The sequence below is a fragment of the Stenotrophomonas sp. FR012 genome (assembly GCF_047520565.2).
GTDB classification, from domain to species: Bacteria; Pseudomonadota; Gammaproteobacteria; order Xanthomonadales; family Xanthomonadaceae; genus Stenotrophomonas; species Stenotrophomonas sepilia.
This window is the reverse complement of record NZ_JAXBQL020000002.1, coordinates 152013-166083: the sequence shown is the minus strand read 5'-3', so window position 1 is coordinate 166083 and position 14071 is coordinate 152013. Positions and strand designations below refer to the sequence as shown.

The following is a 14071-nucleotide window of genomic DNA, read 5'->3' as shown; positions in this document are numbered from 1 at the left end:
GATACGCCCGGCGCTGCATGGCGCTACGTCTTGATGCGGGTCAGCTTCCCCGGCGTCCAACGCAGCGTCCAGGTGTAGTTTCCGTCCGGCGGACAGACGTGGCGGAAATCGCGGGGAATTTCGCAGACCGTTGCGCCTGCGGTAACGGTGAAGGCAACGATGATCCGGTTGCCTTCGATTCGGATCGACTGCACCGCGCCCGGAATCTGGATGCCGGCATCATCGCCATAGCCATACCTGCGGATGGCGGCATAGTCCTCTGCCTCCACCGGCGACAGGCTCTTCGGGTTCTCCTGGCCACGCGGATCGTTCGCTGTCAGCGCCGTCATCACCGCCACCACATTGCTCTGCGCGAAGCTGCCGCCGGTGTAGGTGGACGTGTAGAAATACACGACCTCGGCACGGCCATCGCCATCGAGATCGGCAACAGCGGTCCACACCGGACGGAACTCGGATTCAATGTCATCGCCGGGAATCAGCCGCAGATTGGCTTCGGCGGCCCGATACGCCTGTACCAGGCTGGGCGGCGCCACCACCCGCTTGGACGCGGCCGGCGCGGCCATCGCCGTCAGGCTGGACAGCGCCAGCGCAGCAAGCGCCAGGCAGGTCGAAGTGGAGCGGAACATCGCAGGTCCGTGCATGTCATCCTCCTTGGGTGTGCGGCCAGTCTAACCACAGCCAAGGCATCCCCGCATGGCGTGGATCTAGCGCGGGGTGTTCGATTCCATTGCACGCATCACGATGGGCTTGGCCCAGCCGGGCGTGTGCAGCAGGTCGGCTACGGCAATCGGGTACTGCAGTTCGCCTGCAGCCATGGCCAATACCGGCAGCGGCACCACGCAACCCTGCGCGTCGGCCGGTGCGCTGTTGTCGTAGACGTGCAACTCGGCCAGGTGCGGCAGCAGCTCCAGCAGGTTCGCGCGCGCGGAATCGAAACGCGCGCGGATCTTCTCGACTGGAATGTCATGGCCACCGGCGGCCACCCGCGCAGCAACACGGGCGATATGCAGCTCAACATCGGCCAGCCCACAGAACCAGATCGCCACCTGATGCCGTTCGCAGGCCTCACGCAGCAGGCGCGGAATGGTGTTGCCGCCGAGCGTCGTCTCGAAGGCGAAGTCGGTGCCATCGGCCATGGTCTGGCGCAGGCGGCGGGTGCCTTCCTGCCATGCCTCGGCGTTGGCCTCCGGCAGCGACCAGCCGGCGTCGACCAGGCGACGGGTGAACGCGTCCGGGTTGAACCAGCTCAGCCCTTCGGCGTCCAGCCAGGTGCCCAGCAGCGAACTCTTGCCGGCGCCATTGACACCGGCCAGCGCCAGGATGCGTCCCATCGATCAGAGCGGGCGGCCGAGGGTGACCTTGCGGCCGCGCCGGATCGGCTGGCCCAGCACCTTGCCCAGCCCTTCACCGCGCTGCAGCCCGGCCAGGGTCTGGTCGAACTCGTTGCGCAGGCGCTGCAGTTCCTCGTTGCGCTCACCGGCATCGCCGCCAGCGGCCTTGGCCAGCAGTTCCTGGTAGGTGCGGATGTCCACGATCACCGCTTCCGGGTGATTGTGGTTGGTGATGACCAGCGCCTGCTTTTCGCGCACGGTGCGCATCAGGCTCGGCCAGCCGCGGGTCTTCACCGACGAGGCCGGGGCCTTTTCGAGGCCAGGCAGATCCAGCGGCAGGGTCATGGCACGGCTCCAGGCGGGGCGGATGGGAACCACTATAACCAATTTGGCCAAATTGGAGATAAATGCCCTTTTACCCAGGCAGCCCGGTGTCCGGGGCGTCGGTCTGCAGCAGGCTGTCGCGATCGCGCAGCGGGAAGCGGATCCAGGCATCCAGGCCTTGCGGGGTAAAGCGCAGCTCGCCGCTGCCGGCCAGTTCATAGGGCACCCGCTGCTCGATCAGGACCCGGCCCAGGCCACGCTGGCGTGGCATCTCCCACCCCTCCACCTCGGCATGGCGCTCGCACCAGTGCAGGCCCAGCCACGGCTGCCCGTCCTGCACCTGCAGGTGCCAGCAGACATCAACCCGCCCGTCCTCGTGGGCCAACGCGCCGTGCCGGAGCGCATTGGCGGCCAGCTCATGGATGGCCAGCGACAGTACTTCGGCCGCCTTCGGTGGCAACAGCACATCCTCGCCCTGCAGGTGACAGGCGGCGGCCGCCGGTGCCTGCGCCGCGATCTCCTCCTCGAGCATGCCGCGCAGGCAGACCCCTACATTGGCGCCGCGGGTCAACAGGCTCTGCGTGCGCGCCAGTGACATCAGCCGCGCGCACAGGCGCTCGGCATACTCGTCCACGCTGCCGACCGATACGCGGGTCCGCCAGGCAATGGCATGGATGGTCGACATGATGTTGCGCACCCGATGCTGCAGTTCGGCCAGCAGCACCGACTGGCGCTCGGTGGCACGCTTGAGATCGTCGATGTCCACTGCGATCGCGAACACGCCACTCACCGCGCCATCGGCATCACGCAGCGGTGCGGCGGCGACGCGTGTCCAGCGCGCGCGCCCGTCGTCATGGATGAACTGGAACTCCAGGCCCGGGACCATCGTCTCCCCCCGCAGGGCGCGGGCGATGGCGAAATCGTGGGGTTCGATGCGCGAGCCATCGGCATGCACCCCCTGCCACCTATAGTGGTTGGGGCGATCCGTGGAGGGCACCTTGCCGGTGGGAAGATAGGTCCGCATCTGGTCGTTGGACAGCTGCAGGTTGCCGTCGGCGTCGACAATGCAGACACCCACCGGCAGCACCTTGAAGGCCAGCGCCAACCGGCGGTCGCTCTCACGGCGCTTCTGTTCCTCGCGTTCGCGGGCCGCCTGCGCGACGTGCGCAGCGGTCGTTTCGAACATGGTCACCAGCACGCCGTTGATGCACCCGTCCTCTCCGCGTATGGGGCTGTAGGTGATGGTGAACCAGACATCCTCCAAACGCCCCCGCCGCGCCAGCGGATAGAGCTTGTCCTCGTACGTGATGGTCTCGCCCTGCCACACACGCTGGTAGATCGGGCCATTGATGTGCCAGACCTCGGGCCAGCACTCGCGCGTCGGTTGGCCCAGTCCGCCAGGATGCTTGTCAGCCAGGATCTCGGCATAGCCATCGTTGTAGAGCTGCACCAGCTGCTCGCCCCACAGCACAATCATCGGGAAGCCGTGCGCAAGCATCAGGTCGACGGTGGCGCGCAGGTGCGGCGGCCATTGCTCGATCGCACCCAATGGCGTGCCTGACCAGTCGTGCCGGGCAATGCGGGCGGCCATGCCGTCATGGCGCGCATGGGCCTGCAGCGACGGCGGCATGCCTGCCGGGCGCTCAACGGCCCGGAGGCCTTCGGTGCGGCGCGACATGCCGCGCAATCAGGCGATGCCCGCAGGGGCCTGCGGCGTCGCCACCAGTCCCGCCAGCTGCTGGACCAGGGCCTCGATGTGATAGGGCTTGGTGCAGCGGGGCGCATCCGCGAAGCGGCTGGGCAGGTTGTCATCGTAGCCAGAGGTCAGCATGAACGGCGTACCCGCTTCGGCCAGCCGGTCGGCCAGCGGATACACCTGTTCACCGCCCAGGTTGATGTCCAGCAGGGCCACATCGATGGGGTTGTCATCCAGCAGCCGGCCGAGTGCCTGCAGATCCCCGGCCGGCCCCACCACCTGCGCGCCCTTCAGCTCCAGGTAGTCCACCAGGAACATCGCGATGGCGAATTCATCTTCCGCCACCAGTACTCTCAACCCTTTCAGGCCTTCTGGTTTGTTGCCCGCTTCCAGCACGACCGGCGCTCCTCGATACACGCGGCCCACCTCCGCCGCAACGGCCGTAGGATGCGCGAACCGGGCTACAAGGGCGCGTGATGATCGATGAAGATCGCAGCCGCGGCGCATTCACTCCGGCATGGCAGCGGTGCGTTCAGAACGCACGCTCCCATTTCAGGCTGAGCAGGCTGCGGTCATGGCTGTACAGCCAACCGACGTTGCTGTCGATGCAGGCGTAGCGCAGGCTCAGGCTGGGCACCAGCCCGCCCACCGCCAGCCGCTCGCTGCGCACGATGGCGATCAGGTTCTGTTCGTCGTCCTGCCTGCGCGCCTCCAGCAAAGGACTCCAGGCACCATAGTCACGGTGACGCAACGACACGAACACCGTGGCCGTGGTGCCACTCCACTGCCGTGCCGCGCCCAGCCGCAGGCCGTGCTGGCGGTAGCCGTTGGCCGGGTCGGCTGCGCTGCTGTCGGTCAGGTCCACGCCCGCGAACAGGGTCCAGCGCGGGTTGAGCGCGCGGAACCAGGTGGCATACAGCGCGGCCAGTTCGCCATCGTAGTTGTCGGCCAGGCCCGGCTGCCGGTAGCGCTGGCGTTTCCAGTCGGCCTCCAGCTTGAGCAGGCTGCGCGCGTCCAGGGCGTACTGCCATTCGCCGTGCACACCACTGCCGCCCTGCAGGGCGTGGTTGCCCAGCGCCTGGTAGTCATGGCTCGGCGCCAGCTGCAGGGTGTGCCGTGCACTGCGCCAGCTGTAGCCGGCCTGCACGCTGGCGTTGAGCTCGTTGTATGCGCTGTAGCCACGCCAGGCCTGGCCGAACGCCAGCCCACGCACGTACAGGCCATGATGGCCTGCCAACGCCCAGCGCCGTTCCAGGCTGGCGTCGTAGTCCAGGCCGGTGGCGCGCTGCGCTTCGGGCAGCGTGCGTTCGATCAGGCAGGTGTCGCCGACACCGAACAGGCAGGTGCGGCTGGCCGAACTGCGGTTGATGTTGTCGCTCCATGCAGGCCCGGCGGCGACCGCACCCTTCCAGCGCCCGCGTGCCTGCAACGCGTCCAAATAGCTGTCCACGCGTGCGCGCACACCCGCGGTGGCCGGATCGTTGCTGTCGATACCGGCCTTGATTGCACCGAACAATGCCACCGCCTCGCGGTCGCGCTGGTCTTCGGCATAGACGCGCGCCAGTTCAAGGCGGGCGGGCAGGAAGTCCGGCTGCGCTGCCAGCAGTGCTTCGTACTCCTGTGCGGCGCGCGAATGGTCACCGGCCACGCGGGCCAACGCACCTTGCGCGTAGTGGCGCAGCAGCGGATCGTGCCCCGGAAGCTCGAGGTATTCGGCCAGGAACGCCGCAGCGGCCGGCCACTGCTGATGCTGCAATGACAGGTAGAGGGCCTGGCCGAGATCATCGACGGTGCGCTCCACCCGCACGGTCTGGCCATCGATGGTGAGCGTCGGCCGTTGCGATTCGGCCTGCTGCAGGCGCTGCTGGTCCTGCTGCTGGTGGCGCAGTTCGCTGCCCTGTTCGAGCACGCGGCGCAGATCGTCCTGCTGGGCGCGCACGTCGGCGGCAACAAGCAGCAGGAACACAAGGGAAATGGGGTGGCGCATGGTCGATCCGTGGCGGTGCATGCAGCGGGCCGAAGCAGGGACTGGCGGATCGCGGCTTGTCCCTGCCCTGCCCCGTCAGGGGCGTGGCAATCAGTTCTTGCTGCCGCCGAAGGCGGTGTCGTACTGGCTGTTGCCGGCGAACGTAGCGATACCGGCCAGGGTGGCGGCGTTGGCGCCGAAGAACTGGCCCTGGCTGTTGCCGGTGACCGAACCGTTGGCCACAGCGGTGCCGGCGAAGGACGCATCGGCGCTGTTGATGTTGGCGCTGATCGCCAGGGTCTGGCCACCACCGGTCAGGCCGCCGGTCAGCTTGCCGGTACCGAAGTTCGCGGCGAAGGTGCCGCTGAGCAGGTTGCTGCCGTTGAACTTGTTCAGGCCAGCCACCGCGTACGTGGCGGTGCCGCTGGGCAACGTGGTGCCCGCACGGTCGCCAGCGAAGTACACCTGGCGATTGTTGAAGCCGCCTGCGGCGCCATCCTTGGACCATTCACCGAACCAGACATCGCCACTGCCCACCTTGACGAAGTTGAAGTGGCCCATGCCGGCATGATTGCCCGGGGTGCCGGTGATCGGCATGGCCAGCGTACGTACGGTCACGTTGCCCACGGTGGTGGGGGCCGAGTATGCGGCCAGGCCCTGGAAATCGACCGGCTTGGCGTTGGAGACGGTGCCGACACCGATGCCGGCCTTGCCTGCGCTGTGCGGGCCGCCATTGACTTCGGAGGCACCGACCTTGACGTACAGCTGCGAATCGGTGGCCGGGCTGGCCGCACCGACGATGTCGGCGGCCTGGGCGGCACCGGCCAGGGCGAAGGTGGCGGCCATGGCCAGTACGGAACGGGAGATCATCTTCATGGAACTACTCCTTGGGTTGAGGGAACAACGGGTACAACAACGAGGCAGGTCATCAGAAGCGTGCAGTGACACCGAGCTTCAGCGTGCGCCCTGGCGCCGGCAGCGTGGAGCGCGTGGCCGGGTCGACGTAGTAGCGGTTGCCGAGGTTGGTGCCGACCAGCTCGACGCTGGCATGGTCGTTGATGCGCCAGCGCGCGTAGGCATCGACGGTGGTGATGTTTCCCCAGGTGAACGGCACGTTCTGCCAGATCAGGCCACCACTGCCGGCGTACAGGCGGTCACGGTAGGCCTGCAGGTCCGGGTTCTGGTGGCGCTGGTAATGCACGATGCGGCTGCCCAGCTCCAGGCGCTCATCGAACAGCCGGGTGCCCAGCGACGCGTTCACCGACAAGCGGGGAATGGCCTGGGTCAGCAGGTAGCCGCTGACGAAGCCGTCCTGCACGCAGTTGGGCACCTTGCCGGCGAGTGCGTCGAGCTGCACCGCCATGCTTTCATCACAGACCTTGTTTTCCAGCGTGCGGGTGATGCCCAGGTCGGTGAAGAAGCGGCGGTTGTCGAAGCGCGCCTGCAGCTCCACGCCGCGGATGCGCTGCTTGTCCAGGTTGTCGAACAGGAAATTGCCGTCGCGCTCGATCACGTTGCGGGTCTTGTGCACGTAGTAGGCCAGCTTAACGTCGGCATCAGCGGTGTTGCCGAACAGCGCCGACAGGTTGTGCACATAGCCCACTTCGTAGTTGTAGGCGTGCTCGGGCTTGAGCGGGTACAGCGGGTTCAGGCTGCTGGAGAACGCGATGGTGCTCTCGAACATGCTGGGGAAACGCACCGCCTCGCTATAACGGACGTAGGCGCGCGCATTGGGCGAGAAATGCGCGGTGGCCGAGAAGGTCGGCAGCCAGGTATGGTCGCGCCTGCGCTCATTGCGCCCGGACACCGTCTGCGGCCGTCCGCTCTGGATACTGCACAGGATCTGCGACCCCTGCACCGGCAACAGCCCGGGAATGGCCGCCACCTCGCCATTCAGGCAGGGGTTGCTGGCACGGCTGTAATTGCCGTCCGCATCCGGCAGCCACGGAATGGCGTGGTCCACCGCAACCGGCGTCTCATACCTGCTCAGCAGGCCCTTCAGCAGATCATCAACAATGAAGCCCATGCCGATGCTGTCCCAGAACGCGCGCTGCGACTCGATGGCGTCGATCTCGCCCTGCAGGCTGGCCGGGCGTTCGGGCAGTTCGTTGACGCGGTAGCGGGCCTCCTTGGGGAACACCGAGGTGGTCATCAGCTCCGGGTGGTCCTGCAGGAAATCATCGAAGGCCCAATAGCGCGCGTAGCGCACGCCGGCACTCAGGGAGAGGAAATCCATCGGCCGCCAGTCCAGCACCAGGTAGCCCTCGCCTTCCTGGCGGCGCCCCGCGCGCGGGTACATGCGCCAGCCATCGCTGACGCCGAAGTACGGGTCCGCCGAGCGCAGTTTCTCGAACTGCCAGTTGCCGCCCACGGTCAGGTCCAGGGTGGAATGCAACGCGAAGCGGTTGCTCAGGGTCAGGCCGGTGCGGTCGTTGCGGGCATTGGCCAGCGCGGTATTGCGCAGGATCGGGCTGCTGCCGGGGTTCCAGTCGGGGTTGCTGGCAAAATTGGGGAAGCCGCCAGCGGTGTACGTATCGCTTGTGGTTTCGGTGCGCTACAGGTTGGCACGCAGGTCCAGCCAGCGGCTGCCGGCGGGCTGCCAGTGGTATTCCAGGTTCCAGGCACCGGCATCGACGCGGCTGAGCGGCCACTGGATGCGACCGTAGTCGGGCGCTGACAGGATGCGCGAGGGCATGATCTCGCCGTAGTGGGAGAGCGTACGCCGCCAGGTCGCGCGCAGCTGCTGGTCGTCGCTGATCTGCCAGGTCGCCTTCAGCAACCACGACTCCTGCTCGCTGGAGGTGTTGGGCACCTCGTCGCCGGGCTTGAAGTAGCGCGCCAGCGTGGTGATGTAGTCCAGGCCCTTGTACTCGAACTGCTCGCGCGGATCCCGGTCGTAGTACGCCGCGCCCCGGGTGCCGGAAAAGTAGTTGCCCCGCTTGCGCCAGGCATAGGCCGCCATCAGGTCCACGTGTTCGCCACGCAGGCCCAACGCCAGCCGCCAGGCCTGGTCTTCCCCGGCGAACACATGGGTTTCAGAACCGCGCGACTTCACCGGCACCAGCAGCGTGCTGTCGGCATAAGGTGCCGAGGGCGAGCCCTGCGGGAACCCCGGCACCGTGCGGTAATCCTCGCCGGTATGCAGCCGCGGCAGGCGTGGCGCCACCGCATTGCTGCTGCCTTCGATCTTCAGCTCCCCGCCGAAGCGCTCGCCGGCAGCAACAATGTCGTCAACGTCGATGGTCTTGATCACCAGCGCACCACCAATCCCGCTGTGCACATCGCGCACCAGCCCTGGCCCCTTGATGACCTGGATGCCACCGATCAGGTTGGGATCGATGTAGTTGCGGTTGCTGACGCCGTTGTAGCCGCGCCAGACCGTGAGCGCCTGCTCGCCACCGTCGATGCTGACCGGCACCCGCCCCGGCCCCTGGATGCCGCGGATGTTGATGTCCAGCGCGCCGCTGTTGCGCGCATCACCGCTGAACACACCGACCAGATCCTTGACCACGTCGGCCGGATTGGAGCCGCGGTAGCGCTCCACCCGGTCGCGCCCCGAGTACGCCGTGGTCAGATCCAGCGCGAAGACATCGTCGTAGCCGCGCCGATCGCGGGCCTCGCCCCCTTCCGACTGCAGGCGACCGGCCACGTCCAGTGTTTCGGTCACCCGCACCCCTTCCCCGTCCCCTTCCCCCGCCTCCGCTGCGGCGCGCAGGCTCCAGGTGCCATCCATGCCGCGCTGGGCACGCACCCCACTGCCGCGCAGCAGCTGCTGCAGGGCCTGCATCTGGCTGTACTCGCCGCTCACCGCGCTGGATCGACGGCCCTCCACCAGGTCACTGCGGAAGACCACCTGCACATCGGCCTGGCGGCCAAAGCTGCGCACGGCATCGGCCAACGGTTGTTCCGGAATGGCGTAAGTGCGCAGCGGTGCGGCCACCGCTGCTTGCGCCTGCACCACCGGCACCCAGGCCAACGGCAACAATGCGGTGGAGATCGCCAAGGACAGGACGGTAGCGCGACGATGACAGGCGGATGCCGTGGACGGCATGGACAGGAACTCCTCAAGCGGGGCGGGACCACGGTCACGACCGGTGCCCGGTGGTGTGTCTGGCTTGAGAAGAAACGCGGTTTCGCTCTGGCTATACCTCTATAGACAGCGGGGTACGACGACTGCCCACGGTTTTTTCATGTTTTTTCATGCAGCCTGTTCATGCGTGCTCCGCGGGCGCCTCACCACACCAGCAACGCACCACCGGGCAAGCGCTGCACCCGCAGTCCCGCCTGCGCGGCCACGGCGTCGATGGCCGTGTCCGGTTGCTGCAGATGGAACAGGCCACTGACCCGCACGCGTGTGCCCTGCCCGGCCACCACCCAGACCGGGGCACGCCGGTAGCGGCCGAGATCGGCGATGGCCTGCGCGGCAGGCAGACCGTCGATCACCACCTCACCACGGCGCCACGGCGCCATCGCCTCCGGCGCGGCCTCCCGCAGCGGCTGCAACCAGCGCCCGTCACGGAACGCGCGCACCTGCCCGGCGCGCAGGCGCTGCACGCTGCCATCGCCCGGGCGCACATCGACCACGCCCTCGCTGACGTCGGTGGTGATGGTGGCGCCCTGCATCGACACGCTGAACGCCGTACCGATATCGCGGATCTGGCCACCGCCGGCCTCGACCTGGAACGGTCGCTGCTCATGCGCCACCTGGAACCAGGCCTGCCCTCGCAGCAGCTGCACGCGCCGCTGCTGGCCATCGAACGTGAATGCCAGTGCGGTGCAGGCATCGAGTACCGCCGTGCTGCCGTCGTCCAGCCGCACCACGCGCGGCGCATCACTGCTGCGCACATCGCTGCGCGCCAGCAGCAACGCGTGTGGTGCGGCCGCGACCATCAGCACTGCGGCCGCAGCACTGGCGAGCAGCCAGGGCAGACGGCGGCGCGGTGCGATCGGGCGCAGCCCCTGCCGATCTGCGGTCAGCTCGGGCAGCGCTGCCAGCACCTCCGGCCCGGCAGCGTCCAACCGCTGCCAGAAGGCCTGCTGCTGGCGCCAGGCCCGCGCGTGGCGGGGATCGGCCTGCAGCCAGCGCTGCAGGGCTCGTTGCTGGCGTTCCGGCAGCGGGCCTGCACTGCGCAGTATCACCCAGCGCAACGCCTGCCTGGCCTGACGCGGCGAGGGTTCGGACGTGGTCATGGTTGTGGCCTGCCGCACCACGAACGGGTGCGCTTTCCTGTTCTGACAACGGCGGGCGCGATCTGCCCACGGTAATCGCCGCTCATCGCCGCGCCCCCTGCTGATGCTGTTGGATCAGCAACGCTGCACGCAGCACATGCTTGCCGACCAGACTCTTGGAAATGCCGAGGCGCGCAGCGATCTCACGCTCGCTCAGGCCCAGGTATCGATTGAGGACAAAGCACTCGCGCACCTGGACCGGCAGGGCGAGGATGGTCTGGGTGATCTCGCGTAGCTGCGCCTGGTCCAGCGCCTGTGCCTCGCCATCGCGACTGGCCTCGGCCATGTCGACGGCGTACTCGGCCATGGCACGTCGCTCGCGGGCGTCGGCCTGGCTGCGGTTGAGCGCATGATGGTAGGCCATCCGGTACAGATAGCCGCGCGGCTCCAGGATGGGCGGATCGCCGGGCACGCTGCTGGCCTTCAGGTACAGGTTCTGCAGGGTGTCCTCGGTACTGGCCGGGTCGAGATAGCGTGCGATGAAGCGGGACAACGCGCGGCGCTCGCGGATCAGCAGCTCGACCAGCGCCAGGGCATTGGGAGACATAGGTGCCAAGGCCGGACCGGGGAATGATGGGCGTGATGGCGACGGTCCGGACGTGGATTGTGGGCTGCGCGGCCGTGGGCGGCAAGCCGCGGGCTCGTTCATCCACGCATGGCAGGTGCTCTGCGAACTGCAGCGCGACTGGGCCCGCTCGGCAACGGTCCCGGATTTCATGAACCTCTTCATCGCAACCGGTGGTACCGCGGGCATCCAGTTCTCGTACGATCGTACCGAGTGATGGGGTGGCGGCCCCGGTCCTGGCTGGGGCCGCCCTTTTTGGCGCAGTCGAGCGTGGCTCGACGCCACAGACAGATGGAGAACGTGATGGCCTACGCACGCATTGTTTCGACCGCCGACGACTATCTGCACCACATCAGCAACGGCAGCTTTGATGTGGATGCGGACGAGCCTGCCTCGCTGGGTGGCCAGGGCAAGGGCTTTGCGCCGTTCGACCTGTACCTGGCCTCGCTGGCGGCGTGTACCGCCATCACCCTGCGCATGTATGCGCAGCGCAAGGGCTGGGATCTGGGCGAGTTCCATGCCGAGCTGCGCTCGGAACGTGACGAGGATGGACGTTTCCACGTGCACCGCGTGCTGCATGCCAGCGCCGAGCTGAGTGATGCGCAGTGGCAGCGGTTGCTGGAGGTGGTGGAGAAGACCCCGGTGACCCTGGTGATGCGCGAGGGTGCACGCATCACCAGTGAGCACGGGGGTGCTGCGTAACCCCATCCACGCATGGCGTGGATCTACTGTAGAGCCAAGCCCATGCCCGGCTCTGCAAAAGGCTCAGCGCCGTGAATGCAGTACGGTGCGCTGGCGCATCGCGTTGAATTCCTGCTCTACCTGCTGGATATCCTCGGCCTGGAACCCGGCCGCGTCCAGCAGCTGGTCGGCGGCGGCGGCGGCCAGCGGATCATCCTCACGCTGGCGCCAGCAGCGCGCTGGCAGGAAATACCCCACTTCGCTGCGCCCGCGCATGATCACCACCGGCCGGCCTGCGTACAGCAGGAACTCCGCCAGGTGCTGGCGCAGCCCCTCCACCGAGACATAGGCCGGGCCGATGCCCAGCGATCGGCTGGACGGTTCGGAACTCTCGAACAGCTTGCGACGGCTCATCCACTCCTCCTTATGTGCAGCGCGTGGTCTCCTTTCCTTAGACGGGCGCATCGCTGCGCCCCCGCCACGCACTACGTGATCCACATCACGCCGTCACTCAGAACCCGGTATTGAACTCCAGCTGGAACACATCGATCGACAGTGGAGCACCGGACACTTCCTTGGCCGCCATCCACTTGCCGCTGATCCAGCTGCGCGCGTCCAGCGCGTAGGCGCCGCCCACGTAGTAGCCGCGGGCATTGGTGCCTCCGAGGTGGAAGTTCGGGTCGTTGTAGGCGTCCGGCAGCGCATCGGCCTCGATGCGCTTGTAGCCCAGCAGCGCCTGCCACTGGCCCTTCTCCTTCAGGTCGGTGGCACCGAAGGTGGCCTGCACCATCCAGGCGGTGTCGCCGCTGCGGAAGGTGTCGATGCTGGCGGTACCACCGGCGCCGTAGTTGTTGACGATGCCGTTGTTGGCGCGGCTGAACATCGCCTGCTTGTCGTAGGCCAGGTTGCGGATGTAGTCGCCGTCCAGGCGCAGGCCGATGCCCTGGGCCAGCTGCGTATCCCAGCGCAGGTTCAGCGTGGCCAGGCGGAATGCCGAGGCCAGGCCGACGTACTGCGGGGTGGGCGTGTTGGCTGGATCCAGCGGGTTGCGTGCGATGTCGCGGATCAGCATCAGGGTGTTGCCCTTCTGCATGAACGCCGGGCGCGACCAGTCGGTATCGCAGCCCACCGCGCCCGCATACAGCGCGCACGGCGAGGACAGGCGGCCGCTGATGTTCTTGAAGTCGTAGTAACCCAGCGCCGCGCGCAGCGCGTTGTCATCGTTGAAACGCCAGTTCACGCCGACCTGTGCACCGGACAGCCACTTGTTCTCGTTCGGGGTCTTGACCCGGCTCTGGCTGGGCGCGCTGTCGGAGGTGTACTCCAGCGGTACCACCGCCAGATTGCCGAACAGGCCAAGGTCACCGCCGTCGAAGTCGTACTGCAGGTTGGCGGCCAGGCCATCGAAGTTCAGGTCGTTGGAGAACAGCGTATCGCTGGTCCAGAACGGATTGCCGAAGCGGCCGCCGCGCACCGTCACCCAGTCGGCCGGGCTATAGGCCAGCCAGGCCTGGTCCAGCCACACGTCCTTCTTGCTCAGGCCACCACCCAGCTGCTCGGTGGTTGACACCGGGCCATTGCTGCTGCCGCTGGCCAGGCGCACGCCAGCCGTGGTGTGCTGGCCGATGGTCGCCTCGATGCCGAGGCGGGCGCGGATGCGCCACAGGTTGCGGCGGTCCTGGCGGGTGTTCAGCAGCGGTGGCAGCTGCAGGTTGGTGTTGGTATTGGTGTCGAAGCCGTTGCCGGAATTGATCGACGACCAGTTGCTGACGATGTCGCTGTTGCGTTCGGAGAAGAAGCGCGACTCGCTGCGCACGCGCATGTCACCGGTGACCTTGATGCGCTTGGTCCACTCAGCCACTTCGTTCGGCGCCGCCCAGCCCTCGGACCTGGCCTGCGTCATCACCTCCTGGCGCACTTCGTCACGAATGCCGTCGCGCACGCTCTGCGGTACGTACGGCACGCGCACGTCACCGGCCTCCAGGGCCACGCCACCACTGGCGGCCGGTGTCCCGGCGGCCGCGGTGTGCTGCAACGCTGCTGCTTCGGCCTGCGCCTGCACCAGCAATGCCTGGCCGTCTTCGGGTTTCAGTGCACCGCTGGCGATCAACCCCTTGATCAGCTTGACCATGGTGGTTTCGGCGGCCATCGCGCCGGCCGGGGCGGCCAGGTTGAGCAGCACGGCGCAGCACAGCAGCGCCCGTCGGGCCGGCCGCGGGCGGCGGGAATCGGTTCGTGCGCGGACGTGGTCGTTCATCACGGTTCTCATCGAATGAAGG

12 protein-coding genes and 1 pseudogene are annotated in these 14071 nt (G+C 67.3%); 1 reads left to right on the top strand and 12 read right to left on the bottom strand.

Annotated elements, in window-relative coordinates; all coding sequences use genetic code 11:
• Positions 1-23: 23 nt before the first annotated feature.
• The 10 genes and pseudogenes from ACM0O9_RS04835 to ACM0O9_RS04790 all read right to left on the bottom strand — a co-directional run bounded on the left by ACM0O9_RS04835 (position 24) and on the right by ACM0O9_RS04790 (position 11093).
• On the bottom strand, positions 24-641 hold the full coding sequence (locus ACM0O9_RS04835) for a hypothetical protein (RefSeq protein WP_069138412.1): 618 nt from the start codon (positions 639-641) through the stop codon (positions 24-26).
• Positions 642-704: 63 nt separating this feature from the next.
• A complete protein-coding gene (locus tag ACM0O9_RS04830) occupies positions 705-1331 on the bottom strand; it encodes an ATPase (protein WP_065177689.1) in 627 nt (208 codons plus the stop codon).
• 3 nt (positions 1332-1334) lie between these two features.
• Positions 1335-1676, bottom strand: a complete 342-nt coding sequence (locus ACM0O9_RS04825; protein ID WP_065177688.1) for a type II toxin-antitoxin system prevent-host-death family antitoxin — start codon at positions 1674-1676, stop codon at positions 1335-1337.
• 70 nt (positions 1677-1746) lie between these two features.
• Positions 1747-3333 (bottom strand): sensor histidine kinase, encoded by a 1587-nt coding sequence (locus tag ACM0O9_RS04820; protein ID WP_235649222.1) that lies wholly within the window; start codon positions 3331-3333, stop codon positions 1747-1749.
• 9 nt (positions 3334-3342) lie between these two features.
• On the bottom strand, positions 3343-3747 hold the full coding sequence (locus ACM0O9_RS04815) for a response regulator (RefSeq protein ID WP_005416747.1): 405 nt from the start codon (positions 3745-3747) through the stop codon (positions 3343-3345).
• Positions 3748-3883: 136 nt separating this feature from the next.
• Positions 3884-5338, bottom strand: a complete 1455-nt coding sequence (locus ACM0O9_RS04810; RefSeq protein ID WP_414603985.1) for a surface lipoprotein assembly modifier — start codon at positions 5336-5338, stop codon at positions 3884-3886.
• Between the two features lie 90 nt (positions 5339-5428).
• Complete coding sequence (locus ACM0O9_RS04805) at positions 5429-6193, bottom strand: Slam-dependent surface lipoprotein (RefSeq protein WP_065186511.1); 765 nt, start codon at positions 6191-6193, stop codon at positions 5429-5431.
• A gap of 52 nt (positions 6194-6245) precedes the next feature.
• Positions 6246-9368: pseudogene (locus ACM0O9_RS04800) on the bottom strand (TonB-dependent receptor).
• 182 nt (positions 9369-9550) lie between these two features.
• Positions 9551-10507: a FecR family protein gene (locus ACM0O9_RS04795; protein WP_065186513.1), complete on the bottom strand. Its 957-nt coding sequence runs from the start codon at positions 10505-10507 to the stop codon at positions 9551-9553.
• A gap of 82 nt (positions 10508-10589) precedes the next feature.
• The gene (locus ACM0O9_RS04790; RefSeq protein WP_005416753.1) at positions 10590-11093 is read right to left on the bottom strand and encodes an RNA polymerase sigma factor; all 504 of its coding nucleotides are present in this window, start codon (positions 11091-11093) and stop codon (positions 10590-10592) included.
• A 321-nt stretch (positions 11094-11414) separates the two neighbouring features.
• On the opposite strand from ACM0O9_RS04790, the gene ACM0O9_RS04785 reads away from it, so the two are divergent.
• Complete coding sequence (locus ACM0O9_RS04785) at positions 11415-11813, top strand: OsmC family protein (protein WP_065177680.1); 399 nt, start codon at positions 11415-11417, stop codon at positions 11811-11813.
• Between the two features lie 63 nt (positions 11814-11876).
• On the opposite strand, the gene ACM0O9_RS04780 is transcribed toward ACM0O9_RS04785, so the two are convergent.
• Positions 11877-12206 carry a hypothetical protein gene (locus ACM0O9_RS04780; protein WP_065196391.1) on the bottom strand — a complete coding sequence of 110 codons (330 nt, stop codon included), beginning with the start codon at positions 12204-12206 and terminating at the stop codon, positions 11877-11879.
• A 97-nt stretch (positions 12207-12303) separates the two neighbouring features.
• Positions 12304-14049, bottom strand: coding sequence for a putative porin (locus tag ACM0O9_RS04775; RefSeq protein ID WP_139727178.1), 1746 nt, complete (start codon positions 14047-14049; stop codon positions 12304-12306).
• Positions 14050-14071: the final 22 nt, after the last annotated feature.

Excerpts from the sequence above, each read along its gene's own strand:
- ACM0O9_RS04835 (WP_069138412.1), bottom strand. The coding sequence starts at position 641 with ATGCACGGACCTGCGATGTTCCGCTCCACTTCGACCTGCCTGGCGCTT.
- ACM0O9_RS04830 (WP_065177689.1), bottom strand. The coding sequence starts at position 1,331 with ATGGGACGCATCCTGGCGCTGGCCGGTGTCAATGGCGCCGGCAAGAGT.
- ACM0O9_RS04825 (WP_065177688.1), bottom strand. The coding sequence starts at position 1,676 with ATGACCCTGCCGCTGGATCTGCCTGGCCTCGAAAAGGCCCCGGCCTCG.
- ACM0O9_RS04820 (WP_235649222.1), bottom strand. The coding sequence starts at position 3,333 with ATGTCGCGCCGCACCGAAGGCCTCCGGGCCGTTGAGCGCCCGGCAGGC.
- ACM0O9_RS04810 (WP_414603985.1), bottom strand. The coding sequence starts at position 5,338 with ATGCGCCACCCCATTTCCCTTGTGTTCCTGCTGCTTGTTGCCGCCGAC.
- ACM0O9_RS04805 (WP_065186511.1), bottom strand. The coding sequence starts at position 6,193 with ATGAAGATGATCTCCCGTTCCGTACTGGCCATGGCCGCCACCTTCGCC.
- ACM0O9_RS04795 (WP_065186513.1), bottom strand. The coding sequence starts at position 10,507 with ATGACCACGTCCGAACCCTCGCCGCGTCAGGCCAGGCAGGCGTTGCGC.
- ACM0O9_RS04790 (WP_005416753.1), bottom strand. The coding sequence starts at position 11,093 with ATGTCTCCCAATGCCCTGGCGCTGGTCGAGCTGCTGATCCGCGAGCGC.
- ACM0O9_RS04785 (WP_065177680.1), top strand. The coding sequence starts at position 11,415 with ATGGCCTACGCACGCATTGTTTCGACCGCCGACGACTATCTGCACCAC.
- ACM0O9_RS04780 (WP_065196391.1), bottom strand. The coding sequence starts at position 12,206 with ATGAGCCGTCGCAAGCTGTTCGAGAGTTCCGAACCGTCCAGCCGATCG.
- ACM0O9_RS04775 (WP_139727178.1), bottom strand. The coding sequence starts at position 14,049 with ATGAACGACCACGTCCGCGCACGAACCGATTCCCGCCGCCCGCGGCCG.